Source organism: Candidatus Brocadiia bacterium (assembly GCA_041658285.1).
In the GTDB taxonomy this organism is placed as follows: domain Bacteria; phylum Planctomycetota; class MHYJ01; order JACQXL01; family JACQXL01; genus JBBAAP01.
This window is the reverse complement of sequence record JBBAAP010000006.1, coordinates 73,829-100,065: the sequence shown is the minus strand read 5'-3', so window position 1 is coordinate 100,065 and position 26,237 is coordinate 73,829. Positions and strand designations below refer to the sequence as shown.

Sequence of the window (26,237 nt, the reverse complement as noted above, 5' to 3'; positions counted from 1 at the left end):
TCTATAAACCCTTTTAACTCTTAAAACTCAACAGCTTAATAGCTGTTGTTATTTGCTTATTGACCGCGTTCGTGGATGTCCCGCCGTAACTGTCCTTCGATTCCACCGACTTTATGGGATTGAATATCTTATAGACATCATCCTCGAAGAGCCGCGAGAATCTTTTGAACTTGGCCAGTTTCAGCGACATCAACGGTTGTTCCTGGCTGAGGGCATAATGAACGAGTTTGCTGATTATGGTATGGCTCTGCCGGAACGGCACCCCCTGCTTGACCAGGTAATCAGCCAGGTCAGTGGCGTATATGAAGCTGTTGATGTCTTCATTCATCCGGGCCGGGAATATCCGCATGGTATTGACGGCCAGAGCCAATATCTGCAGGCATTCTTTGGCTGTGCGCACCGTATCAAAAACCGGTTCTTTGTCCTCCTGCATATCCTTGTTGTAGCCGGTGGGCAGGCCTTTCATCACGGTCAACAGGCTGACCAGGTTGCCGCAGACCCGACCGGTCTTGCCCCTGACAAGTTCCAGGGCGTCGGGGTTGTGCTTCTGCGGCATCAGTGAGCTCGAGGTGGCCAGGCCTTCGGCCAGTTCGACGAACCCGAACTCGGCTGACGACCAGATAATCAGGTCTTCGCACAACCGGCTCAGGTGCGTCATCAGTATGGCGCCGCCGGAAAGCGTCTCCAGCATAAAATCACGGTCGCTGACCGCGTCCAGCGCGTTATCGGAAACGCCGCCGAACCCCAACTGCCGGGCCAATTTATGCCGGTTAATCCTGTAGGCGTTGCCGGCCAGCGCGCCTGAGCCGAGCGGACAAACATCCAGCCGTTTATGGCAATCGGCCAGCCGGCCTTTATCACGCTCCAGCGCGAAGAACCAGCTCATCAGGTAGTAAGAAAACAGAATGGGCTGTGCCTGCTGTAGGTGCGTGTAGCCGGGCATAACCACGCCGATGTATTTCTGCGCCGACTTGACCAGCGCCGACTGTAACCCGGTTACCGCTTTCTGAATCAACCCTATCTCTTTCTTGAGATAGAGCCGCTCGTCCAGCGCCACCTGCTCGTTCCGGCTCCGGCCGGTATGCAGTTTCATGGCGCCGGCGCCCATCAGCCCGGTCAACTTGACTTCCACGGCCGTATGGATATCCTCGACCGACAGTTTCTTGCCGCCCATCCGCGATTTCAGCCGGGCCAGGTTCTTGCGGATGCTCAGCGCCTCTTTGCCGGAAAGAACGCCCACGCCCTTGAGGGCCGACGCGTAGGCGATACTGCCGGCGATGTCCTCCTGCGCCAAATGACGGTCAACCGCGTAGGAGCTCTGGAACTGCTCCACCAGCGGATGTTTCAGTTTCTTCTTGGTCTGATACCACAATGTTTTACTCATAATTCACCGCGAAAGTTATACTAATGTTGGACAGTTCATCTCGGTTTCAACCACGGACCGATGCAACGGGTGAATGGCTTTCTTCATCACCTTGCCGTAGGTCTGCAGGTCCAGGCCCCATAGCTGGATGAACCCTTCGGCCGCCTTGTGGTTGAACGTGTCGCCGACCTCATAAGTGGCCAGTTTATGGTCATAAAGCGAGAAAGGCGATTGTCTGCCTACCACGGTGCAGTTGCCTTTGAAGAGCTTGACCTTGACCTTGCCGGTCACGGTCTGCTGGGTGCTTTCGATAAAGGCGTCCAGCGCCTGCTTCAGGGGCGAGAACCACAAACCGTAATAAACCTGCTCCGCGTATTTCTGCTCGATGCCCTTTTTAAAGTGAGCCAGTTCCCGAGTCAGGACCATCGCCTCCAGCGCTTTATGCGCCGCGTAGAGCACCGTGGCGGCCGGGCATTCATAGACCTCCCTGGACTTGATGCCCACCAACCGGTTTTCGATATGGTCCACCCGGCCGACGCTGTTGGCGCCGGCAACGGTATTAAGCTGGTTAATCAGGTCCAGCGGATAAGTCACCTGGTTGTCCAGTGCAATCGGCACGCCCTTCTCGAAGTCTATGTTAATGTAAGCCGGCATATCCGGCGCCACGGCCGGCGAGCTGGTCAGCTCGTACGCATCCTCGGGCGGCTCCATCCAGGCGTCCTCCAGCACGCCGCACTCGATGCTTCTGCCCCAGAGGTTCTGGTCAATGCTGTAGGTCTTGGTCTTGATAATCCCGTCCAACGGGATATCGTTGGCCTGGGCGTATTCTATGGCCGAGGACCGGGTGAAATCCCATTCCCGGGCCGGAGCGATAATTTTAAGCCTGGGGTTGATGGTCCGGACCGAGACGTCGAACCGGACCTGGTCATTGCCCTTGCCGGTGCAACCGTGCGCCACAGCCGTGGCGTTCTCCTGGACGGCTATCTTGACCAGCAGTTTGGCGATGAGCGGCCTGGAAAGCGCCGTCATCAGGAAATAGTTGTCGTCATAGGCCGCGTTGGCCTTGAGCGCCGGCGTGATGTACTTCCTAATAAACTCTTCCCGGGCGTCTATCATGATAGATTTGATGGCTCCGATTTTGAGCGCCTTGGCCCGGACCTTTTCCAGGTCGCCGCCCTGCCCGACATCGACAATCAGCGTGATGACATCGGCGTCGTATTTGGACTGCAACCATTTGATGGCCACCGAGGTGTCCAAACCACCCGAATATGCCAATACTATTTTTCCCTTGCTCATCTTAATCTCCTTTTCAATAATTGGTTATGTTTTTATTTTCTCCAGCACTTTCTTGAGCGATTGCTTGTCCTTGACTATTATCAAAAACGTATCGTCACCGGCAATCGTGCCCAGGACCTCCGGCAGGTTCAGCCCGTCAACCAGCCGGGCCGTGCCTGATGCCTCGCCGGGCAGTGTCTTGACCACGATCAGGTTGCCGGCGGATTTGATATCAGTTAAATAGCCGCCGAAGCGACGGGTCAGCTCGGCCCGGGTCGCCGGTCCGGTTGCTCCCGGATTCAGCTGGTAATGCCGTCCTGACGTACCGGGCACCTGAAGCACACCCATCTCCTTGATATCCCGCGACAGGGTGGCCTGGGTAACCCGGGTGCCCTTCTGCTTCAGGTATTTCAATAACTCATCCTGGGTGCCGATGGATTGCTCTTTGATTATCTGTGCAATCTTCGATTGCCGGGCTGACTTTTCTTTCATACAAAATCCTCCGTTCCAACTACTGAATATTTATTCATAATTTCTGCATATTTATACAATTAGAAAAGTATTAGTCAAGAAAAATATGATTTTTATGGGCTATCAAGTATGATTTGCGTATCCGATGCTTTCCGGCTGCGCCGGGATATTACCAGAGCTTCAGATGGAAGGCTTTTTTGGCCACTTCTACGAAACTCCAGGCCATCAGGACGAACCAGAGCGCGGCGCTCAACTGGACGGTGGTATGGTATCCGCCAATGTTGCCGAAGCACATTAACCCGATGACACCGGTATAGATGCCCAGGGTCAGCGCGGTGAATACCCAGCGCGGACCGCTCCAGACCGTCGGACCGTCGTGGTCGTGACCGGGCAGGGCCGGACCGAGCAAGGGATTGTAATACAGGCTCAGCAGAATGACGTGGCCCAGCCAGATGGCGTAAAAGGTCATCAGGAACTGGAACACGGCCGGATGGGTAATGGCGCCGGCCTTGATAATGAATACCCAAATGACACCGGCCAGTACCAGGATAGGCAGTTGGCCGTAGCCGACCTCAATGTGGGTGTTGACGCTGAATTTGGCTTTGAGTGTTTCGGCTATCTCGCCGAACAATGACCACATAACGATACCGGCGACGATGCCGGCCAGCCCGGCATAATAGCTGTCTGTCGTGCTGATGCCGTAATACATCAGGCCGATGACTATGATGCCGCAGGCAATGCCGGCCAGCACGGTGGCTCGTGCGCCTATCCGGTAGATGCGGCTTAAGACCACATGGGCCAATCCGAACAGGACAAAAATAATCCCCACCGCGGGCCAGAAAGGATGTTCCATAATCACTAATAAATCCGAATGTCTAAATCCTAAATCCGAAACAATTACTAATAACCCAATTTTCCAAACGGAGAGATAATACACGGAACCCGGAAGGAAGTCAAGGAATAGTAGCACGAATTGATAGCAAAGGTGTTACGGAGAAAGATACGGGATACACGTATCACGAATCGCGTATCCCGCGACTTACAGATAATTCGTCAGCATCATCGGGGAGCGGACGAGTTTGTTCTCGTACTTGGACGCGGTGGCGTAGTCGACCATTAGCTTGTCGTCTATCTGCTCCATGACCAGGTCCTTTTTGGGGCGTTTGGCTTCTATGCCGGCCGTGGTCTTGAAGGACAGGCAATCGCTGCCGGCGCCTGAGCCATATGCGGCTACAAGGACGCGTTCGTCCGGGCCGGCGTTGTCCAGGATATGGGCCAGCGGAATCAAGGTTCCGGCTGAGCCGGTATCGCCCAATGACGGCGTCATAACGCCCTGCATCACCGCGAACATATCCAAGCCTAATTTCCCGGCTGCCATCATCGGCTGGATGCCGTTGGCCTGATGTATTGCCACGTGGTTGAAGTCCTTGGGCGTAAGTTTGAGTTTCTTAAAGAGGTTCTGTCCGGCCGGAACTATGTGTTCCAGCAATCCCCAGGCCGAGACGTAGCCTATCCAGCCACCGCCCAATTGGATATAGCGCTCGCCTTCGGTCCGGAAGTAATCGGCCAAATCGGCGCAGTGCGATGACCAGCCTTCCAGCTTGGCGATAAGGTTGTCCTTGCCAACGATGCAGGCAAAGGCGCCGGCCGAAGCGGAGTATTCCATCTGGGTGCCGGGCGGGAAGTGGCGGTTAAGCGTATCGGCACCGATGGCAATGGCGTAATCACAGGCGCCCGAGGCGACAAACGCCGCGGCCGTGATAATAGCCGAGGTGCCGGATTTTCCGCTGAACTGGATATCGTAAGCGATTATGTCGGACCTGAGCCCGAGCGCGTCCTGAACCACCGTGGCGGCCGGTTTGGTGGCGTAGGGGTTGGTGCCGGAGCCGAAGAACAGCCCACCGATTTGCTCGCGCTTGAGACCGGACCGATCCAGGGCCAGCTGGGCCGCGTTGACGGCGATGGAAATGGAATCCTCGTCGGGCATGAGCACTACCCGCTCGCTGAATGACATCTTGTCGAACATCTCCGGCGTGACGTTGCGCCAGACCCGGTAGATTTCCCGGACGTCTATCCGGTGCTTGGGTATATGCGTGCCGTAACTAACGATACCAGTTTCCATATTTTAACTTTCTAATAATGGAACCGCGAATTTTGCGGATTGGGCTGATTTATTTATCCGCTTCATCTACTTAATCTGCGGTTACTTCTTATTGCGGAACAACCGGAATATTCCAGATGGCGTTGAAGGCGATGCCTTCGGTCATCGGGCCGGTGAATTTCATCTTCTTGGAACGGACCAGGTCCATCGGCTGGATTTTGCCGGTGAAATAACCTATGAAATCGCCGCTTTCCATCTCCAGAATCAGCTTGGCGTTTTCCATCTTGCCCGGATGAACGGTGCACTGCTGGTTCTTGATTTCCAGCCACCACATTCCGGCTTCGGCGCCGGTGATGTTGAGCATGATGTTGCGGTTATAACCCTTGGCCCGGGCTGAGTTAAACATTCCGGGCAGTCCTTCAACCAATTCTTTTACAGTCGCCATAAATTCCTCCTCTTTTCAATACCGCTCTTGCCGCAAAGGCAAGGGTGCGGGATAATTCATATCTATCTGGTCGCTATCATTCCTCCGTCCACGAATATGGTCTGGCCGGTCATATATTTTGATTCATCCGAAGCCAAAAATAGTATGGCCGGAGCAATTTCCTCGGGCACGCCCAGCCGTCCGAGCGGTATCTTATCCTCGAACCACTTGACCCGGTCCGGGTTAGCAAACAGGTTTTTGGTCAGCGTGGTCCGGACCATGCCCGGCCCGACGGCGTTGACGTTGATGCCGTAACAGCCCAGATCGTAAGCCATGCCCTGGGTGAGCATCTTCAACGCGCCTTTGGAAGCGTTATAAGCGTTCTGGCCCTTGCCGGCGATGACCGACATGACCGAAGTGACGTTGATAATCTTGCCGTACATCTTTTCGGTCATGAAAGGCAGAACCGCCTTGATGCAACGAAACGCGCCCGTGAAATTGACATCCATTATCTTGGCCACGTCCTCTTCCTGGAGCACCGGGAAGGGAATAAAATCGTTGATGCCGGCGTTGTTGACCAGAATATCAACCGTGCCAAACGCCTTGGAGGTGGCTTCGACCATTTTGTCTATCTCATCGTTCTTGGTGATATCGACCTTGACAGCAATGGCCTGGCCTTTATATTGTTTATTGATTTTGTCAGCGACTTCCTGTGCGCCCTTGAAGTTGTAATCGGCCACGGTAACCTTGGCGCCTTCCTTAGCGAAAAGCTCGGCCGAAGCCGCGCCGATGCCCGAAGCCGCGCCGGTGATGATGGCCACTTTGTCTTTCAGTCTCATAATTATGCCCTCTTTCTGTAAGCGGATTTAGCAGGTTCAACTGATTATCCGTTAAATCTGTTTAATCCGTGTACTAAAATTCACTCCCGAATACTTTACCCTGGGCGGCCAGGAAACGTTCCATATCGTCGCCCGGGAACAGTTTGGTTTCGAATATGCAGGACTTATCGCCCAGGGCCAGGGTCTGGAGCATCCGGACCACCGGTTTCATGCTGGGCGGAACGAATATCTGGGTGTTCTTTTTGCCGTGTTCCTCGCAATAGGCACACATGGCCACGCCCGAATGCTTGACCGGAGCGTTCATCTTTTTCAAAACCGTATCAAAGATGCTGTATTCCTGGCAGTTGAGAAACTCGGTGGTCTTAACCTTGGGCTCTTTATCTTTCTTGTCTGCCGGCGGCAGGATCTCTTTGGTAATCAGGTCCTGGTCGGCGAACATGCCGTAGCGGCCGATGACCTGGAGGTCGGTCACGTCGGTGATATTGACGGCCGGGAATACTTCCACGAAAAATGCCTTGCTCACCCGCCAGCCGTAATCATCGCGCGATTTGTCCACCAGTTCCTTGATGCCGGCCTCGCCGGATTTCTTGATGGTCAGCCCGGCCAGAACGGCCTGCTTGATCAAGCCGAAGTTATAGGCAATCACGCCGTTCAGGCAAAAAGCCAGCCAGCGTTCCAGAAGTGTGCTATCCATCTTGCCGGAGCTAATGGCCGATTCAGTTTCAGTCATTAGTTTCTTAAGCTGATCGGCCCAGTCATCGGACATCCGGGGCGGATAGTTTTTGGTCACTTCGTTAAGGTATTTTTCGTCCAGCAAATTGTCGCGTTTAATCAGTCCGCGCACATCGTCGATGAAGTCCTGGTAGAACTTCTTAACGTTATCGTTGAATTCCTTATCCTTGGCCAGGTCCGGCAGTGTGGCGTGTTCGGCCATGGCCTCGAACCGGCAGCGCATCATCGAGTCCTCGGCCTTCCAATAAGGCGCCATGACCTTGAGTCCGGGGAATATCCTCTTTTCGTCCTTGAAATCGCCTTGGTAAAGAAGCTTCAGTTCTTCCCTGGCCTGGTCGGCTTTGCCGGCCTTGGACAGCTCGTTGACCTTGAGCGCCCGCTGGACTGATTCCTTAAAGTTCTTGGCCCACTTGTGAGAATGATATTCCGGATAGTTCATATTTTATCCCTTTCGAGAACCGCTATTGTTATCACCCTTAACTAATTTGGCAAGATTTTTAAGACTTTTTATGCACTGCTCAGGACAAAATATATTGACATTAGATAATTTCTATCATAATCTTATCATATGCGGTTATTACTTATCGTTTTAATATTCATTCCCCTGTCTTTATCAGCTCAGGAGGTGATAAACAATCCCGAGTCTGTCGAACCGATGTCGGTTCCGGAATCTATCCGGATGGGTCCGATGATGACCAGCGGCAATAACCTTTTCCATTCGCTGGTTTTAGTCCCGGCGCTGGAATCAGCCCGGTTAATCGAGCCGGACCGGGGATATATTTCTGCGGGACTGAACTATGATAACTCCCAATTCAGTAAACAGAGTCCCGACTGGCTGGTTGATTACGACGCCCGGCTGATCGAAGGATTCCTGGATATCCGCTACGGGGTATCGGAAGAAATCGAAGCCCGAGTTACGATTACCGGCGGCGCTTTATTTGAGGACGCACATAATTTAGTGCTGTCCAAAAATAGTGTTTCTTACCTTGCCGGCAACCGGGGCATCGGACCCAGCGATATGATTATAGGCATCAAGTATAATCTGACCGAACCGGAATTGGGTTCAGCCCAACAACTTTCCGCCAATGCGCTCAAGGTATCGCTAAAAATGCCTGTGGCCGATAAGAAGGACCTGCTCAGCTCCGGCGGGATTGACCTGGCCGCGGCTTATCTGGGCACTTACCAGATAGATGAAGCTACCCGGGTGCATTATCAGGTTGGCTATACCATCACCGGCACCGAAAACGTATTCAGCCATAATGTCAATATTGACAATCTATTCTTCTACGGAGCAGGCGTCAGCTGGCTGATGCTGGAAGATACCGCGATAATCGCCCAGATTCAGGGCAACACCACAGCTTACGATTCCATAAAACCGTTGAAGGCGAATCCCCTGACCATCCATACGGGTATGCGCTACAGCGAAGACGGGCTTTTATTCACCGAAGGCAGTCTCGGCTTCGGACTGAATGACAGTTCGTCCGGACTTATTCTTATGTTCAGCGTCGGCACGGCTTTTTAAACGCTTATTATGAAACCGAAAATCATATTGGCCGTAATAATTATTGCAGGCGCCGGAATGGTCATCGGATTTACATTATTCCATAATAATAAACCGTTTCAACCGCCAAAAACATCTGCCGAACCGGCCAATATCCCGGTAATAAGCACGGCTCATTCCGCAGAACCAACAGTTTCGTTAAATAAGAATGTTTCTCCGGTAACCGCGGAAACGCCCGCCCCGAACAATATTTCCCCGAAACCTGCACAAAAACCGGAGCAATTATTCAAATCCTGGCGGCAGGCAATCATCATTAAAAATCCGGCTAATATCGAACAGTTGAGCATAACCATCAACGGCATGGGCGCGGAAGCCATTCCCTTCCTAAATGAACTGGCTCTAGACGACGATAATGAGCGGGTCAGAGCCTTTGCCGTCAGGTCACTGGGCCGGATGCGCCGGACCGACCTGATGCCGCTGTTTATAAACCTGCTCCGGAACGATTCCAGCGAGTTCGTCAGGACCAATGCGGTCTGGTCGCTGGGAAACCTGGGCGGTGCGGATGCATTAGCGGCCATTGAAAAGGCATCAACAGATGATAAATCGGAGAACATCCGCACTCAGGCAAAAGAAACCCTTAACCGCCTTAATTCGAATAATCCCAAATAAAAGGAGATTTACCATGGAGAAAAATAAACCGAACGCCCCCAAAAAGAAATACCAAGCGCCTAAAGTGCAAACCGAAAAAATATTCGAAGGCAACGCCCTAGCTTGCGGTAAAACCAAGCCTCAAACCGCCGGATGCAGCAGAGCCTTAAAAACGTCATAAGTAGTTGTTCGAATAGTCTATCCGGTCATTATTAAAATGTATACCTTCAGTTTGGACATATGTAATATTGAAACCAAGATTACATTAACATGTAGCCCATTATTCTGGAATGCCGTTAAAGACCGTTACCAAGAGTTCATTAACAACTCAATATCCAATCTGCCGGCAGTATATATAGACATCAGTGTAAGCAACAATAAGAATTTACCACTCGTCCCTAAACCTGAAGTTACATCTTCTAATAATAAGCTTAATATCAAAGGACACGCCTACGAAACAATCCTGTGCAAAAAGGATAATTTATGGTCAGGCAAGGCAAGTATCCAGGAGAACATCTATACGCTTGACACATTATTACGGGTATTATGGACCCAATTACTGCTGGAAAGAAATGGTTTCCTGATCCATGCCTGCGGACTGATTCATAAAGGAGAAGGATTACTTTTCCCGGGTAAATCGAGCAGCGGCAAAACCACCCTGGCCAGAAAGGCCGGGCGGGATAACACCTTAAGCGATGAATTAGTCGGAGTGCAGCTAACTCCGAACGGATGCCAAATAATGGGAACGCCGTTCTGGGGCGAATTCCAAAAAGGAGGCAACCCCATAAACTGCCCGCTTCAGGGCATATATTTTCTGCGCAAAGCTAAAACCATCTCGACCCAAAAGCTGAGCACCAAAAATAACCTAAAAAACATGCTCCGGCTGATTCTGTTTTTCGGAACGAACACCAACCAGGTTAACCAGCTGTTAAGCCTGGCTAAACAATGCGCCGAAATCCTGCCCGGGTTTAATATCCGGCTGGCAAAAGATACAAATTTCGAATCAATCATGGATTTGATAGGAAACAAAAATGCGGTCATCGCCTGATAATCTTAATCATCCGCATGCGCTGGAAATAACCGGCACCAGCATGAAGCCTTTCCTGCAGTCGGGTGACTATGTGCTAACCGAGAACTGCCTTCTGTCAAAGGCGATACCGGGCGATGTCGTTATTGCCAACCTGGCAAATTCAGAGCACCGATTCTGTGTCCACAGATTGCTCTGGCGGACAGCCCGACTGATAATGCTCAAAGGCGACGGTATTTCATCCTTTGATTGTTTGCGTATCGGCCGGGATGCCGAGTTCTCCGGAAGAGCGACGTACCTGTTAAGAAACGGACAGAAGATTACGCTCAAGAATAATTGGGCAAACTTATTTAAATTAATTATTTCTATATACCTTATCCCCTGGTATTTATTGAGAGGCCGGTAACATAAATGAACCAAAACCAGATAATCGAACGAATCGCCGATCACCCCTTCCAGAAAATAGAAGACACTACGGTTATCGTCGACACTAAAGAGCGGATGATGCACCAACTTAACGACCTGGGATCACGCATCTGGGAGCTCCTGGATAAAAAAAAGACCTTCCAGGAATTAATCACACTATTGGCTGAAGAATACGAAGCTGACATCCAAATTATCCGGGCGGATGCAATCAAATTTCTGGAAGACATGTCGCAAAAAGGGTTGGTCAGATTAGACTAATTATGCTAAAATCTATCCTAGAAACCATCATTGAAAAAGCCGAGAAATCTCTGATACCGTTGTCGGCCCATCTAGAAATAACCAGGCAGTGCAATCTCAGGTGCAAGCATTGTTACCAGATAAAATCTGACTGTCGTCCGGAAATGCCCACAGAAAAAATACTAAACGTTATCGACGAGCTGAGAAACTCCGGGTGCCTTTATCTATTAATAAGCGGCGGGGAGCCGTTGGTCCGCCAGGATTTCCTGGATATCTGCCGCAAGGCCCACAAATCCAATCTGGCCATTCACATCGCCACGAACGGCACACTCATAAACAACCACATTGTGGCTCAATTATCAAAGCTGAATATAATGGACGTATCCTTAAGCATTTATGGTGCTTGTCCCGAAACACATGACCGAATTACAGGCAAGGATAGCTCATTTAAACAAACCATAAGCGCGATAGAATTACTTAAGAAATACCGCTTAAACCCCAGGCTCAAATTTATCATGATGCGGGATAATATAACGGAATATGAATCTATGATAAAAATATCCAGCCAACTGGCCATACCATACGACATGGACCCGTTAATAACGCCCTGCGACAACGGAGACAAGAACCCTCTTGAATGCAGGCTGTCCGATAACGAGCTGAGTGAAATCTACCGCAAGGAATATGCAAATATGCCTGCCGGTCCGGAAACGAATGATAATGCCGGGTGCTCACTGGGCAAGTCGCACTGTGCCATCAACGCCTACGGCGATGTTTATCCCTGCATCCAGCTGCCAATATCGGCCGGTAATATCATGAAACAATCTTTCAAAGATATCTGGGACAATTCAAAGCTATTCCAAGAAATACGCCAATATTCAAATAGCCGCGTCGACGCCTGCAAAAACTGTGCTAACAAGGTTTATTGCCGCCGATGCCCGGGATTGGCCTTTGTGGAAAATGGCGATATCTTAAGCGCATCATCCGAGACATGCCGGCACGCCCTGATAACCAGTCAATCAAGATAAGCCCGCCTTAACACCTGAAAAATCAGCCGGCTGACCCGCCAGAGGTGGCTCAGGAAACGAAACGGGTAATACACATACGAAATCATCGGCGATACATTATACCTCCGCTGCATAAAATCAGCCGGAGGCAAGAATGATTCGCTTAGAATCCCCATCCTGCCCGGCCGGGCAAGCGCCCGAAGCACAGGCGCGACATCGTCATTATCGCTCCGGTGTTTAATCAGGTACCGATAGAGCATTAATTCCCAGGATTTTTTACCAACAGGTTTTATAGCATTGAAAGCCTCAGTTGGGATAACAGCATATTTCTGGCGGATGACCTCCGATAGCACAAAATACAAAACGGCTTCAAGCCGGTATTGTTTCATGCGCTTAATTAATTCCGGCCAGTCGAATTTTCCGGCAGCGATTTCCTGGGAGCAGATAATCATAGCTATGTCGCTCAGTACCGTCTGTGTTATCCGGGCATGCCCAACCACGGCGTCAAATCCGGCATATATGATTGCATCTTCGGGACCAAGCACCAACGCATCAATTCCGTTCAGCTTAACCTGCCGGGCCTGGGCCATAGTATCATCTAAATCACTATTGCTTAAATAAGGCAGACTGGTATGCACATCCACGTGCAGGGTGAAATTATGGATTTGTTTTCGGTAATGACTTTCATTATCCCGACTTATTTCAAGCTTATAATCAAAACTGGCCAGTTCTTTTCCCACGGCTGATAAATCGGAGGCTTTGACCAGTAAATCAATATCCGACATGGGCCGGTAACTCATATCCGGGTAAACTGTCGCCGCCAGCGCGGCGCCGGATAAAACTATGGCTTTCAGCCCGGACCTGTCAAGAGCAGGCAGTATCTTTTCCAATTCCCGGTAAATAATGACGTTGCGGGCCACTACCCAATTGCGTTCTTGTTCAGGGAACGGTTTTAATACTGGCATGAACAAATTAACAACCATGCAGCCGTTTATAGCGAAACCGGAGAATGAGAGCTCCGACTCCTATCAATAATATACAAACTAATATTTTCACAACGCCACCGGCTGTAACCATAAACCAGGAATAACCCACCGGCGCTGCAAGCGCAACTTGGGTCAGCCGTTTGGCCCAATCGTGCCGGCTGATATAATCAGCCAGAGGCGGGCTGTAATGGTAATATCGGCTGACAAACCAATTGCCCGGCCGGTTAGTCAGGAGGTATTCGTCGCGGAACTGCCTTAATATACACACGGTCGGCGCAATAGGCGAGCCATAAGCGGCCGTGGCAATGAAGCATTTGGTCTTCGGCCCGGAACTGCCGGTCTCCGAACCGCCGATTATGCCGGCAATATTGCTGCTGGTGGTAGCAGAAATAGTATTACCGTAAGCACCCATATTAATCCGCCCACCGTTGGGCTCCGGCTCATTTGACCAGTCATCAGCCGGATCGCCGGTATCTATAGTAACCGAATCAACCACTTCGCAATAACTATTGTTAAACTCATCCACGAAAACAACAGCCGCTGAAATATCGCCTGTGCCCGCGGCGCAATTAACATAATCGGTGTTATTGCCATAAACATCGTTATACGAAATAACCAGCTTGGCCGTATCAGACTGGCTGCCCCACCAACATATGCCCTCAGGATTATTCAAAATAATATTATTACGTATTATCGCAGCACCGGACACGTATATACCCATACAAGTATTAGACACCAGCGTATTGTTAACGATATCAATGGTTGAAGTATCGTTGCCATAAACACCATAGGCGCATTCCTTAATAACTGTATTCTTGACAGAGACCTGATAGCCGCCAGCGGCATCAATGCCTGTATAAGCCCAGTAAATCATCAGATCAGATATATTTCCTTTATTCCCGGAATTCAACCCTGTTAATTGTATGGCCGTATCTATATTAGACGCATCCAGTATGGTTTGGTGCGGAGACAGACCTTTGAGGCTTACGCCTTCTTTTATATACAATGTTGCCGGCAGAACAAATGTATTGGCACCCAGTGTTATGACGTCTCCACTCTGGGCCACGGTTAGAACATCAGCAATGGTCGTATATGCCAAACCATTCATAAAAACCATATAGTTGGGTGCAGCAGATATTTCCACCGGGGTACTAAGCCAATCGGTATAATCCTCAGTCCAGACCCTGAATGTATAAACAACCCCATTGGTCAGACCTGTGACCTGATAATTCGTCACGTCACCGATGAACAGAGGTGTCCCAAAAACTCCGCCGGCCGGCTGATATGCCATCAAATATCCCTGCGCATCAGCGCTTTCGGACGCGTTCCAGTAAAGGTCGACACAACCATTACTAGAGCTAGCCCTGAGATTAGACGGCGAATCCGGAGGCGTGATATCCTGTTGTACCAGGAATGATTGCGGGCTGGACCATTCGGAATAAGCCACCAACGGGTCAATTACCCTTAGGCTATAAGTATATTCAATACCTGATTGATTGGCCAACAGTGTAACCACCCAGGAAGTATTACCGGCAGTTATCAAAGAACTATAATCATAATTCTCTATCACCTCTCCGTCATCATCTATCCGGATAAGATAACTCAGCACGGACGGTGTGCTTTCCGTATCCGAAGCATCATTCCAGGAGATAGTAACATTAGTACCGGTAGCCGCAGTGTAGATGGTCACTCCGTTAGCCGGAGAAAAACCTGCTATCGGCGGTGCAGGCGCGTGGTTAACATCATTCTGTAAAGCATAGACCGACCCGTTCTTAGTAGCAACAAATATACGGCTGTTGGATACGGCCGGCGACGACTGGGTAGAGTCATCCAGCGCGTAAGCCCGAAGCACGCTGCCGTTGGCCGTATCAACAATCCTCAATTGCGAAGCCAGCGATGATGCCACAGCCAGCAAGTATCCCGAAGCCGTCCTGAATGCGGCCGGGCTGGGACAAAGCCCGAATGGCGGAATATTATTCTGATTAGCAGTATTAAAACTGCCCGTGGCTATCTGCCACTTGACTGTTTTGGTTGCGGGATTAACCGTTACGGCATACTCGTTAAGTACATACTGGTCTGCCAGGGTGTCGGCATTAGTGTCCATCGAATAATCAAACCTGACAATAAACCCGATATAATCACCGGCCTTGACCAGCGATGACGTAGCCAGATTCGTCCCCAAAATAGCACCGACCGGCTGGTTAGGGTCGGTCAGCGTTATATCCCAGTTGGCGCCCGGCCAGAGCGTCGAATCCATATCAATCCTATAAAATTTGGTATTCGCTCCACCGGGCAATAGATATACGGAATTCCCCTCAACTAAAGGCGATGATAACAATACTCCACCGCCGGTGTTATAGTTCCATATCTCAGCGCCCAGAACTTTATCAAAAGCATAATACCGCCCGCTATCACAACCGATAATTATTGCAATACCCGATATGGCCGGCGAGGAATAAACAATCTGCTCTACTGCTGCCTGCCAAAGCAGTTGTGGCTGAGCGGCAAGAATATCAAGCGCGATAACGCGGTGATTGGGAAATCCCGACCCCATGAACAAAACATTATTTGATATGTTAGGCGATGATATTTCCGTACCGCCTGAGGCATAGTCCCATATCAACACTCCGTCGCTCAGCCTCAAACAGTATATCTTACCATCAGCGGCCGGGGCATAAACCCGTCCGGCCGAGATAGCCGGCGAAGCAACAATTTCACTGCCCGTATTGAATGCCCAGATGTCAGACCCGTCTGATTCTTTCAGCGCCCTGATGTAACCGTTACGGTCGGCAAATACCACAAATCCGTCGGAAATCGCCGGCGAAGCAACTATGGTCGGACTGATACTGTATTGCCAGCTCGGACTAAAACTGTCCGATAATACTTCAGCGGTATTTATCCGACTGCGACCGGCATCATTACCCAACGACGTCCAATCCTCGGCCCAGACGCCCACCGCAAGAATGCAAAGGATAAACACAATTATCAATCGATAAAACATATTATTGTATATAATACACCCGTCCGCTACTGGTCGGCACAATGAACCGGCCGTTATCCGCGTCATAACCGATATCACCTATTTTGATGCCCGCTCCGAATGAATAGGTCTTAGTCACGGAACGAGTGGCTTCATTAATCAAAAATACCTTGCCGTTGTTGTTGCCGATATATATCGACCCTGCAAAATCAGGCATAGGCGACGATTCTATCGGCGTGGCCGGGGTGACGCTGTCCGGCTGTAAAGGGTAAGATGCCCCCGGATTATAAATCGTGCCATCCATATTGCGCACATAAAACCAGCCGGCGGTATCCCCGTAAAGAATCCGGGTATCAGGGGACAGATACATCACCATTGTCATTGAAGTAATCGTACCTGCAGATGCTTGCCCCAAAGGATGAGTCACCGGGAATCCGGTCAGGTTGTCAAAGTTAGCCGAGAATGGCGACACACCCTGCATATAACCGTAACAATCACCAGCATAAATCCCGATATCACTGCCCCATTCCCAATAAACGGTTTGGGCGCGGATGTGGTTAAAGGCAGTCTTGTTTTCCTTGTCAATCAGTCCTGTTGTAACATTAACCCGGTATAAAAGCGTCCGGCCGATGGAAAAAGTAAGCGCTGATTCGGCTGGCGTAAAACTGCGGTCTGTCGTAACCTGTGTTTCGCTGTCTACTGAAACGACCCTGTAGCGCCCCTGTTGTACGCCGCTGCTTATGACCACCACATCATTAACCGCTACTCCATTAGTTAAAAACATTGCGGTAACCGAAGTCAATGTTGTTTTATTATTTTTGACTGCACCGTCAGCACCGCTGGCTAAGACATTAAAATCGGAGGCGGCAAACAGGTAGGTGGTCGCTCCGTTTATCGCCCAGGAAGGAGTGGCCGTGACCCGGGCCGAGTTCAACCCGAACATCCGGTTCCGGCTGGCAATCTCATAATTGAATATCTTATTCACGCCTGTCTCCACCCCGCCGAAATACAGGTTGACGCCGTCCGAAATCACCGCCGAAGTTACCTCGCTACAAACACTCAACGGCCAGCTGGCCGTCAAGTTCAAGGCGCTGCCGGTATCAACCAGCCGGAAAAGATACCCGCCGGTGGTGCCGAAATAAAGGGTATGCGTCGTGCCTTCGGTATACCACCACGGCGCCGATACGATATCGCCGTATGCCTGCGTCAGATCATAAGAATATTTCATGGTCCCATCCGCATCAATCACATAAACCCGGTCATTGGTACCGACACCGGTCAGGTCGCGCGAGACCACATAGGTGGAATAATAGGCGTAGGTGTTCAGGTCAAAGGCAATGGTCGGATAACCCTGGATTCCGCCGGCGCTTTCGGTATCAATCACCGACCTCTGCAGCCACATAACCACGGCCCCGCCGCTGTCGGCCAGCCCGTCATCATTGGCATCATTATCATAATCCTTGACCTCGCCGCCGCCCGGGCCGGAACCATAGTTCTCCAGCCGAATCACTGACCCCGAACCGGTGGCATAAATATTGTAGCCAGCCGTAATCGTATCAAACCAACAACCCCTAAAATCCGTATTCAAGCTAGCAATTGCTACACTGATAAACCGGTCTGTTGCTCCACCCGGATGATTATAGAACTTAACATCCTTAATCCGGTTAATCGTAGCTCCGGACTGGATATTCAACCCTGAGGCGTTGGTTGATGTGATGAAACATCCATCAAGTCCTATTTGCCCATTAACACTGAACAAGAATCTGTCTGTTCCGGGCGTAGTTGTGGTAATGGAAGCATTGCCGGTAGCGGTGAATACACCTCCCGCATCCACGTTCAGCGCCGCATTATTGCCGAACCTTATCAGCCCACCGTTCAGGGTATAAACCCCGCCGGATGATACACTGAATGAACCGTTTGGTGCAATAATGATATTAGAGCCCGAAGCCGTGCCGGCATTGGTCCCGCTGACATTAATATTATAGAAATATGGCGTGCCGCTACCGAGCCGAACATTCTGGCCGGTACCGTTGAAATAAACGGTAGAGCTGCCCGGGGAGAATGTCATATCGCCCCAGACACCGGAAAGATATACAACTCCTGCTCCGGTGCAGGCAATCGTGCCTGTGCCGGTAATTCCGCCGGTAACGATAATCTCGGCATTGCTATCAAGCGTTAGGCTGGCCGTACCGTTGATAGTCAGCTCATCAGCGGCTAATGCTGTCTGAGCTGCAGCTGCAAAAAGAATACAACCAATAAATATAAACCGGCTATATTTCATATCTATTTGATACAAACGTATCAGCTCGGATTCCGCTATTTTACTCCGTAAACCCGGATGCTGTGCGCCATCATATAAAGGGCTGTATCGGCAACGCTCATCTGCCCGGTAATGCTTAAGGTGGTGGCTGAACCCTGACCGCCGGCAAAACTTGTCTTAAGCGTTGCAGACTGCCGTGTATTAAAAGGCTCCGCAGCGCTACCGCTGTTATCACCGCCATTCCTCCAAATTAGGGTTTTACGTGTAGTAGCGCCTTCTTTAAACCGCCAGGTCAGATCGCAGTTCCCAACCGCATCCGCAAAACGCCGTCCTTGCACCTCGGCTTCTATGATTATTCTGGAATAAGTGTTGGCCGGGAGCGACCATGACTTTACGGTCGTTTCAACAGTCGAGTTGCTCGTTTCGGTGGAATCGGCTTCATCATAATAAAGCAATACAATAGTTCCGGTTGGTAGATTAGCAATGGGCAACCGTGAACTGGCATCCAGCGGTGCCACGCCGTTGGCTGAGTTACGTTCCGAGCCCTGCAAAGCGGTATTAGTCGCTTGACCATAGGTTACGCTGAAAGCGTGGTTATTGGTGGCCGAGGAAATACTCAGCGTATTATTGGGTGTTGAGAACGTCTGGGCCGCGCCGGTCTGACCTCCCAAACTGGTAATCCCGCTACCGGCGCCACCGGCATCCGCTGACCAGACCCAGTTCCCGCCCGCACTATTCCATTTAGGGATATAACCATCTGTCGGCGTGCCCGTCAGGAAATCGTGCAGGGTCAAGGTATTGGCATCACCTGCTCCTGTACCTAACGCCAAATACGGCTGTTTGATGGTCGTCCCCTGCCAAGTACCGGTGCCGATGTTACCAACAGTTGTAATATTAGCAGAACCGGACCAGGTAGATAAAGCAGTATTTTCCGCGTTACCCAACCCTATTTGCGCCTTGGTAACCGAATGAGGATTACTGGTGCTGCTAACATGACTATTAAAAGTGCTCCAATCGCCCGAAGAAAGATAACCGTTGGTTGAGCCGTTGGCTTGTGCAAGAGAAACTGTATCCACCGCCCGTGACAGTGGCGCATTAAAGGTCAAGGCGTTCTCCTTACTCACCCAGGATAATGTACCAGCGCCGTCGTTGTCTACCAAACACTGGCCGGTTGAGCCGAAGCTTAAGGGCAATGTAAAAACGAGGTTGGCCGCTAAGGCCGGGACTTTGAATCCGCCGTAAAAAGTATTGGCGCTGTTATAGAGCCGCAACTCCACCGCGCTCGCCCCGCGGGTATAAAGTTTGGTATTACCGTCAGAATCCACCCGGAAAGCCGCATTGCTTCCCGAATCCTGGATGGCGAATTCGGATACGCCGGTGCTGTCCGTCAGTTTTATCTTGGCGTCATCCGCCGCATAAAGCGCCACGCCTATTAACAACATCAATATCATCTGTATAACCAGCTTGCTAGTTTGTTTTTCTGTCCTCATAATTACCCTCCTTATAAATATTTTAACTTATGCTTTATGCTGTTTTTGGTTTAATTCCCTCTATTTATAGTTCGGCTGTTAGAACGTAGTGAGTTATCAGCCGACTATACCTGGCAGATAATTCGCTCCGCTCAAACTGCCAGAGTATATTAATATTCTATATATCAAAAAAGTCAATTATTTCCAGCACAAATATTTGAGTGATTAAATAGATGGGAATTATACGGTTGGCCTTGCTCCGTACATGCAGTAACCCCAGCGTAACATCAAAATACTCTAAATTAAGGATAATTACTACCTAAAATCGGGGCGAGTGGATTCGAACCACCGACCTCTTGGTCCCGAACCAAGCGCTCTGAACCAGGCTGAGCCACGCCCCGATTTTAGATATCCTCAAGGAACCTTTTAATCCCCCCGTTTCTTTATTTTATATTCTAACCTGACCGCTTCGGCCCTGCTGTAGGTATAATATTGCATCGACCTTGGCGCCGCGATGCCACGCTCTGAACCAGGTGGCGCTATTTTGCGCCCCGGCGTCTTTAGCGCCACTGAGCCACGCCCCGTTAGAGATATTATATCAACGGCTAAATACTTTTTGTTCTATTACCAGGCTATCTATCGTCGCAGACACCTATAATTATTAATATCACTTATCTCCAACGGGGTCAAGATAAAATACGCCTAAATGCTCTTGCCCTATTTCAGGCAGGCAATAACCTCTATCTCGACCAATACATCCTTGGGCAGTTTGGCTACCTGAATCGTGGACCGGGCCGGATAGTCCTTTGTGAAATATTTCTGGTAAACCGCGTTCATGGCTGCGAAATCATTCAAATCCTTGAGGAAAACACTGGCCTTGACGATATTGTCCAGCGTCCCGCCGGTGCTCTCTACCACCGCCTTAATATTGCTCAGCACCTGCTCGGACTGTTTGGTGATATCGTTTTCCACCACCTGGTTGCTGACCGGGTCAATCGGTATCTGCCCGGAAAGAAACAGCCAACCGTCAGCCAGCACTGCCTGGGAATAAGGCCCGATGGCCAGCGGCGCCTTGTTCGTCTTGATAATCTTTTTGTCCATATCACACCTTTCTGATTTACAATTAATATTAAAAATATACCCCGCATCTATTCCACAGGGATAGTTGCGGGATAAGAATTTCTAACCTCATTCGTCCTCCCGAATATCTTCGGGATGACTGCGTTCGGAGAATCTTATATCAAAACTATACCCCGATTTCGCTTGCGCTCATCGGGATAAGAGTCACTAAGTCGCACAGTTTACCCCGCTTCGGCGGGACTCCAAGTGACTCTATATCGGGGCGGCCGGATTCGAACCGGCGACCTCCTGCTCCCAAAGCAGGCGCGCTAAACCAGACTGCGCTACGCCCCGTTTTCACCACAAAGGCACTAAGGACACAAAGAGGAAGATAAATTAAACCTTCGTGTTCTTTGTGTCTTTGTGGTGAATTATCCTAAAATTCCTTATAAACCCCGTTGTTCTGTTCGGCCAGTTTCTTCATCAATTCGGTATCGATGGAGAATGCTCCAGCCGGCGGTCCGCCGCCCGGACCACCACCGCCTCCGGGCCCGCCGCCTCCGCCCATTCCGCCACCCATGCCGGAATCGGCGCCTACGCCCAGCGCCAGGGTGTTAATCCGTATCTTGCGGGTCTTGTTGAGCGCCCGGACCGCGGCCAGTATCTGGTTCGGGTCGGTGTACTTGCCCTGGTTGGCCTTGCCGTCCGTCAGAATGCATATGGTATAAGGCGACGGAGTGCCGCTGCCGCCGGTGACCACGGCTTTCTGACCGCCCTTGTTCTGGCCGACCAGCGCCGTTTCGAGACCATCGTAAATGTTGGTGAACTGCCCCAGCTTTAACTCGTCAATCCATTTCAAAGCCGCATTTTTGTAATCATTGGTTATGGGCACCAGCGACGGCTGCCATTCCTGGGCCTTTTCGGAATACGCGATGATGTTGAACTTAACCGGAGGCTTTATCTGCGACATCATGTCAATAGATTTCTTTAGCTCCCGGATTAAAACCTCGTACCGGGTCGGGCCTTCCTTGGTCCGACCCTGCTTCATGGACAGGCTGACATCAACCACAAAAACCACGTCGCCTTCGAGCGGGATGTTAAAGAATGCAAAGGTCTTATTGCCCTCTTCTTTGCTGGCCATGGTCGACTGGGCCAGTATGTTAATCGCCTCGGAGATATCGTTGCGGAACCGGCCGGTCTCTTTGGGTCGCATGCTCCGCAATGCTTCCAGCGCCTTTTTCTTTTCCTCTTCGTTCTGGAGCTTGGCCATATAGCTTATGGCACAGGCCTTTATTTCCCAGGTCTTGGAGCCGAGCGCTTCCATCACTTTGGCAAATGCCTCAGGCGGAGTAGTCTCGCTCAACGCGTCAATAGCTGCCATCTTTACGGCCATATCGCTGCTGTTCAGTCCTTCCAGCAGGACAACCCTGGCCTCGGGGTTCTCGTATTTGGCTATCGAGCGCATCCAGATTATCCGGGCCGGACCGGCAGATTTCTTGGTAGCGCTGATGACCTCGCTGACGGCGTTGGCATCCCTTAACTGCAGCAGCGCATTGGTTATCGTCTCCATCACCAGAGCGTCTTCTTCCTTGAGCTCGCGGGGCATAATCGTATTGGCCAACATCTTGACCGCTTCGGGATGGTCCGAATCGAGCAGTTTCTGTATGGCAATGGCCCGCTCGGCGCCTGCCTTGGCCTTGGCGTAGGACTCGGTGAACTGCTTCTGGGTCTGCTTCCAGTCCTCGTCGGAAACAGCCGTCCCGAAAACCACCGCCGCCACCAAACAAACCATCAGGCCGGTTAATACTAATGTAAGCTTTCTGTTCATAAGCCATCTCCTTTATATGAGGATAATATTTCGTTCGCCCCGTTAGAAGTATGTTTATTTACCTATACTTCTAACGGGGCACGCCCCTTGCTCTTTTTATTACAAAAACACCTGTCAAAAAGTATAATAAATCTCTAATATGGTCAAGATAAATAACTTGCCAAAGCAAACAGCGGAATATAATATCTTTTTATGAAAGCAAACGGATTCAGCCGGCAGGAACGGCTCATAAATAACCGGGATTTCCAGAAGGTCTTCAAGGAAGGCCGGCGCCTGAGCAACGACCTGCTTTTCGTCCACACCCTGCCGAACGGGCTTGATTACTGCCGGTTGGGCCTGGCCATCGGCAAAATGGAGGTGCACCTGGCCGTCTGGCGCAACCGCATCAAACGCCTGCTGCGCGAATCGTTCCGGCTCAACAAACCCGCGCCCGAACCAAAACAGGGTTGGGACATAGTCGTCCGGCTCAGGTATGACCGGGCCGTCGTCCATAATACCAAGCTGGACGTGTCCGAGCGCAAGCTCGATGCAAAAATAAAGGCGCTTAAACTGTCCGAGGTGCAAAAAAGTATGGTCGAGTTGATGTCCAAGTCAACCGGGAAGTAACACGTTCAGCGGCCGTTCAATCCATCTACCAGATTATAATAGCGAGACTTCATCACGCCCCAGGATATCCTGGAATAACTCTCCAGCGCGCGCCGGGCCTGCGACTGCCCCTTGTCCGGCTGTTGATAAAGTGCCCATATGGCTTCGGCCAGCGAGGCCTCATCGTCCGGCTTGTAGAAACTGACGCCGCTGTTGCCGAAATAGTGCGCCACGGTCCGGCGTTCAGCCGTGATGGCCGGTATGCCCAGCGCCACGTATTCGACCAGCTTGGTCGGGAATGCCAGGTGCGTGAACTCCGAGCCGTTGAGCGGCACGATGCCGGCGTCAACCCCGGCCAGCAACCCCACCACCTGCTCCTGCGAATGATGACCCAAAAAATCCACCGCCTGCCCCAGACCCAGGCTGTCCACCAGCGCCCGGTATTCGGGCTCCTGCGGGCCATGGCCGATAACCAGGAACTTGATACCCGGTATCCGGGCTTTGAGTTTTTTCAGCGCCCGAAAAACCACGGACAAATCGTAGATGTCCGAAAGCAGGCCGTGATAGGCCAGGACAAATTCAGGTTTCGTATCTCTCTGCGCCTTGCCTCGGCGGGAGATTTCTGACTTAAATAGCCGGTCATCGGCCGAGTTCATCACCACGGTTATGCGGTTGGCCGGCACGCCACGGGCAACCAAGATATCCTTCAGTCCGTCCGAAACCGTGATGACCCGGCTGGCAAATGCCGTTGACATCCGCTCGGACAGGCGCATCAGCCTGATTACCGGATGCCCGGCCGAAAGGTCATACCGGTAGCTAAAGAACTCCGGCATTACCTCGTGCATATCCAGGATTATTTTGGCGCCCAAAAAACGCGGTATCAATGCGCTAAAGACCAGCCAGTCCGGTATGGTATGCACCTGTATCACCTGGTATCGGTTCCGGATGAACAGCTTGGTTGACTGCCATAAAGCCAGCAGAAAGAAGCTGAGATATTCAGTCAGGTAGGTCACCAACCCGCTGCCCCGGTGGCGGCTGACCGGCAGGCGGTAAACATTTATCCCGTTGACAGTCTCAAGCAACAGCTCATCCTGATTTCTCAGACAGACTATATCCACTCCGGTGCCCCGGTCGCTTAAAGCCTCGGCCTCGCGCCTGACCCGCGGGTCGTACGGGTAATACGAATGGACCAGCATCAGCACCCGGCCTCCGGTTCTGGCGCCGGCAACCGTTACGGGCTGACTGATTGCCGGGGTTTTGTTTATGCCCGAGTATAATTCCAGAATCCGGCCAGCGATATGGTTGAGTTCGAACCGCTCGGCCCTTTCCCGTCCGTTGGAGCGCTGGCTATTCTTAAGGATATCCGTCAACCGGTTGGCCATAGCCTGCGGCTGTCGCGGTGTAATGTAACAGTTGGTTGCGCCCTGAATCACATCCCTGACATCACCCACGTCCACGGAAACTATGGGCAGGTTGCAGGCCATCGCCTCCTTGACCACCAGCCCGGCGCCTTCGTGCACCGAGGTGAACACCAGCGCGTCGGCCGCGTTCATATAAAGCGCTATCCGCTCTCTTGGCTCCGCCTTGGCCAGCGTCACCAGCTCGGCTTCGGGTATGGCTGACTTGGCCAGTTTAAAGGCCGCCTCAGCTAACCCGAAATTCTTTACCGGGATGACCGGGTCAGAGGGAAAGAGGATATATTTCCGGGCAGAGTCCCAGCCCAGCGTCTGGCGCGCCTTGGCCCGGTCGATGGGCCGGAAGACGTTCAGGTCAACGCCGCAGGGAATTACCTGGGCCGAGGCCAGCCCCGATTTGCGCCACATAGCGTCGGACTGGACGATAATTGCGCTGGATAAACGAGCCATTATCTTGTTCAATCCGGCCAGCACCCGGCTGGTAAAGCTGTATCTGAAATTTGGAATCTGGGATTTGGAATCTGTAATCTGTACCGGAGTGCCGAGCAAATCATCCCCGTGGAAGCTAACCACCACCGGCACGGCGCACTGCAGGCGGGCCACCCAGCCGGACAGGCCGTAATGGGCGTGGACCAGATCGTATTTGGTGCGGCTGATACGCCGGCGCAGTTCGAAAATGGCCTTGATGTAATTGAGCTTGCTCCGGTAGCCCTCAATAAAGAGCACGTCCACCTCGGCGCCCAGTCGGCGCAGGGATTCCACCTGTTCCTTAATAAAGATGCCGAAGGCCGGCCGGTCCGGCACCGGGAACATATTAGTCACCACCAGAATTTTCATGCCAGCCTAGTATAATTCTTAGTCCGGCTTTGACAATATATTTGTATCAAGGCGTAGCGAATAAGATGTTCTGGTCTATGGTCTATAGTCTTTAGTCTATTGTCATTCTATATAGCCACGTAACCAAACGTTAATCGAAATAAATGCGCCGACAAGTGCAATAAGATCCCAAATTGTCCCGATAACAAGCCGGATAACAAAAGCTAGCAGGAGTTATCTATACCGACCATCCCTGTTTTCGATATGCCCTATAGGGGTTTTCGATACAGCCTATCCCTGTTTTCGATATGGCCTATAAGGGTTTTCGATACAGCCTATCCCCGTTTTCGATATGACCTATAGGGGTTTTCGATACACCCTACCCCCGTTTTCGATACGACCTATAGGGGTTTTCGATACAGCCTATCCCCGTTTTCGATATGGCCTATAGGGGTTTTCGATACGCCCTATCCCCGTTTTCGATACGCCCTATAGGGGTTTTCGATACAGCCTACCCCCGTTTTCGATATGACCTATAGGGGTTTTCAATACGCCCTACCCCCGTTTTCGATATAGCCTATAGGGGTTTTCGATACAGCCTATCCCCGTTTTCGATACGCCCTATAGGGGTTTTCGATACAGGTATTAGGGGTTAGGGGGGAGGGGGGTAGGTATCTCCCCCCCCCTCTATCTCGAATTAAATGAGGATTTGGGCGAAAAGAGGGCTATTCTTAGGAAATAATGCCCGGAAATGAGCCTGGCAGGCGGATTAGGAAATTAGGTGTGTG

At 51.2% G+C, this 26,237-nt stretch carries 23 protein-coding genes and 2 tRNA genes; 8 read left to right on the top strand and 17 right to left on the bottom strand.

All coding sequences use genetic code 11. The features are described 5' to 3' along the window. Nucleotides 1-13: 13 nt before the first annotated feature. The 8 genes from argH to WC980_07255 all read right to left on the bottom strand — a co-directional run bounded on the left by argH (nt 14) and on the right by WC980_07255 (nt 7,644). Nucleotides 14-1,384 carry an argininosuccinate lyase gene (gene argH / locus WC980_07290; protein ID MFA5794853.1) on the bottom strand — a complete coding sequence of 457 codons (1,371 nt, stop codon included), beginning with the start codon at nt 1,382-1,384 and terminating at the stop codon, nt 14-16. 15 nt (nt 1,385-1,399) lie between these two features. Then, nucleotides 1,400-2,659 (bottom strand): argininosuccinate synthase, encoded by a 1,260-nt coding sequence (locus WC980_07285; protein MFA5794852.1) that lies wholly within the window; start codon nt 2,657-2,659, stop codon nt 1,400-1,402. A gap of 24 nt (nt 2,660-2,683) precedes the next feature. Further along, nucleotides 2,684-3,130, bottom strand: coding sequence for an arginine repressor (gene argR, locus WC980_07280; protein MFA5794851.1), 447 nt, complete (start codon nt 3,128-3,130; stop codon nt 2,684-2,686). 148 nt (nt 3,131-3,278) lie between these two features. Further along, nucleotides 3,279-3,962 carry a hypothetical protein gene (locus tag WC980_07275; protein ID MFA5794850.1) on the bottom strand — a complete coding sequence of 228 codons (684 nt, stop codon included), beginning with the start codon at nt 3,960-3,962 and terminating at the stop codon, nt 3,279-3,281. Nucleotides 3,963-4,148: 186 nt separating this feature from the next. Further along, complete coding sequence (locus WC980_07270; GenBank protein MFA5794849.1) at nt 4,149-5,231, bottom strand: hydroxymethylglutaryl-CoA synthase; 1,083 nt, start codon at nt 5,229-5,231, stop codon at nt 4,149-4,151. Nucleotides 5,232-5,319: 88 nt separating this feature from the next. Next, on the bottom strand, nt 5,320-5,655 hold the full coding sequence (locus WC980_07265; GenBank protein MFA5794848.1) for an SCP2 sterol-binding domain-containing protein: 336 nt from the start codon (nt 5,653-5,655) through the stop codon (nt 5,320-5,322). Nucleotides 5,656-5,717: 62 nt separating this feature from the next. Next, nucleotides 5,718-6,473, bottom strand: coding sequence for an SDR family oxidoreductase (locus WC980_07260; GenBank protein ID MFA5794847.1), 756 nt, complete (start codon nt 6,471-6,473; stop codon nt 5,718-5,720). Between the two features lie 73 nt (nt 6,474-6,546). Further along, nucleotides 6,547-7,644: a hypothetical protein gene (locus tag WC980_07255; protein ID MFA5794846.1), complete on the bottom strand. Its 1,098-nt coding sequence runs from the start codon at nt 7,642-7,644 to the stop codon at nt 6,547-6,549. 129 nt (nt 7,645-7,773) lie between these two features. Between WC980_07255 and WC980_07250 the strand changes: the two genes are divergently transcribed. Genes WC980_07250 through WC980_07220 form a run of 7 tightly spaced genes read left to right on the top strand, consistent with a single transcriptional unit; the run spans nt 7,774 to nt 12,072 of the window. Continuing rightward, nucleotides 7,774-8,727, top strand: coding sequence for a DUF3187 family protein (locus WC980_07250; GenBank protein ID MFA5794845.1), 954 nt, complete (start codon nt 7,774-7,776; stop codon nt 8,725-8,727). 9 nt (nt 8,728-8,736) lie between these two features. Continuing rightward, nucleotides 8,737-9,375 (top strand): HEAT repeat domain-containing protein, encoded by a 639-nt coding sequence (locus tag WC980_07245; protein ID MFA5794844.1) that lies wholly within the window; start codon nt 8,737-8,739, stop codon nt 9,373-9,375. A gap of 13 nt (nt 9,376-9,388) precedes the next feature. Then, entirely contained in the window at nt 9,389-9,535 is a 147-nt protein-coding gene (locus WC980_07240) for a hypothetical protein (protein ID MFA5794843.1), read from the top strand. Nucleotides 9,536-9,586: 51 nt separating this feature from the next. Further along, complete coding sequence (locus WC980_07235; GenBank protein ID MFA5794842.1) at nt 9,587-10,402, top strand: hypothetical protein; 816 nt, start codon at nt 9,587-9,589, stop codon at nt 10,400-10,402. Then, a complete protein-coding gene (locus tag WC980_07230) occupies nt 10,386-10,787 on the top strand; it encodes a S24/S26 family peptidase (protein ID MFA5794841.1) in 402 nt (133 codons plus the stop codon). The genes WC980_07235 and WC980_07230 overlap by 17 nt, the downstream gene beginning before the upstream one ends. Nucleotides 10,788-10,792: 5 nt before the next feature. Further along, nucleotides 10,793-11,065 carry a PqqD family protein gene (locus WC980_07225; GenBank protein MFA5794840.1) on the top strand — a complete coding sequence of 91 codons (273 nt, stop codon included), beginning with the start codon at nt 10,793-10,795 and terminating at the stop codon, nt 11,063-11,065. 2 nt (nt 11,066-11,067) lie between these two features. Then, nucleotides 11,068-12,072 (top strand): radical SAM protein, encoded by a 1,005-nt coding sequence (locus tag WC980_07220; GenBank protein ID MFA5794839.1) that lies wholly within the window; start codon nt 11,068-11,070, stop codon nt 12,070-12,072. Here WC980_07220 and WC980_07215 read toward each other — a convergent pair. The 8 genes from WC980_07215 to WC980_07180 form a co-directional block, all read right to left on the bottom strand. Then, entirely contained in the window at nt 12,060-13,016 is a 957-nt protein-coding gene (locus WC980_07215; protein MFA5794838.1) for a nucleotidyltransferase family protein, read from the bottom strand. The genes WC980_07220 and WC980_07215 overlap by 13 nt on opposite strands. Nucleotides 13,017-13,023: 7 nt before the next feature. Further along, on the bottom strand, nt 13,024-16,038 hold the full coding sequence (locus WC980_07210) for a PQQ-binding-like beta-propeller repeat protein (GenBank protein ID MFA5794837.1): 3,015 nt from the start codon (nt 16,036-16,038) through the stop codon (nt 13,024-13,026). Between the two features lies 1 nt (nt 16,039). Beyond that, the gene (locus tag WC980_07205) at nt 16,040-18,298 is read right to left on the bottom strand and encodes a hypothetical protein (GenBank protein MFA5794836.1); all 2,259 of its coding nucleotides are present in this window, start codon (nt 18,296-18,298) and stop codon (nt 16,040-16,042) included. A 35-nt stretch (nt 18,299-18,333) separates the two neighbouring features. After that, nucleotides 18,334-19,767 carry a hypothetical protein gene (locus WC980_07200; GenBank protein ID MFA5794835.1) on the bottom strand — a complete coding sequence of 478 codons (1,434 nt, stop codon included), beginning with the start codon at nt 19,765-19,767 and terminating at the stop codon, nt 18,334-18,336. A gap of 304 nt (nt 19,768-20,071) precedes the next feature. Beyond that, nucleotides 20,072-20,147: transfer RNA gene (locus tag WC980_07195), tRNA-Pro, on the bottom strand. A 316-nt stretch (nt 20,148-20,463) separates the two neighbouring features. After that, nucleotides 20,464-20,847 carry a RidA family protein gene (locus tag WC980_07190; GenBank protein ID MFA5794834.1) on the bottom strand — a complete coding sequence of 128 codons (384 nt, stop codon included), beginning with the start codon at nt 20,845-20,847 and terminating at the stop codon, nt 20,464-20,466. Nucleotides 20,848-21,083: 236 nt separating this feature from the next. Then, a tRNA-Pro gene (locus WC980_07185) sits at nt 21,084-21,159 on the bottom strand. An 82-nt stretch (nt 21,160-21,241) separates the two neighbouring features. Continuing rightward, nucleotides 21,242-22,633 (bottom strand): HEAT repeat domain-containing protein, encoded by a 1,392-nt coding sequence (locus WC980_07180; GenBank protein MFA5794833.1) that lies wholly within the window; start codon nt 22,631-22,633, stop codon nt 21,242-21,244. Nucleotides 22,634-22,825: 192 nt separating this feature from the next. Between WC980_07180 and rnpA the strand changes: the two genes are divergently transcribed. After that, nucleotides 22,826-23,239, top strand: a complete 414-nt coding sequence (rnpA, locus tag WC980_07175; protein ID MFA5794832.1) for a ribonuclease P protein component — start codon at nt 22,826-22,828, stop codon at nt 23,237-23,239. Between the two features lie 5 nt (nt 23,240-23,244). On the opposite strand, the gene WC980_07170 is transcribed toward rnpA, so the two are convergent. Next, entirely contained in the window at nt 23,245-25,470 is a 2,226-nt protein-coding gene (locus WC980_07170; protein MFA5794831.1) for a glycosyltransferase, read from the bottom strand. Nucleotides 25,471-26,237: the final 767 nt, after the last annotated feature.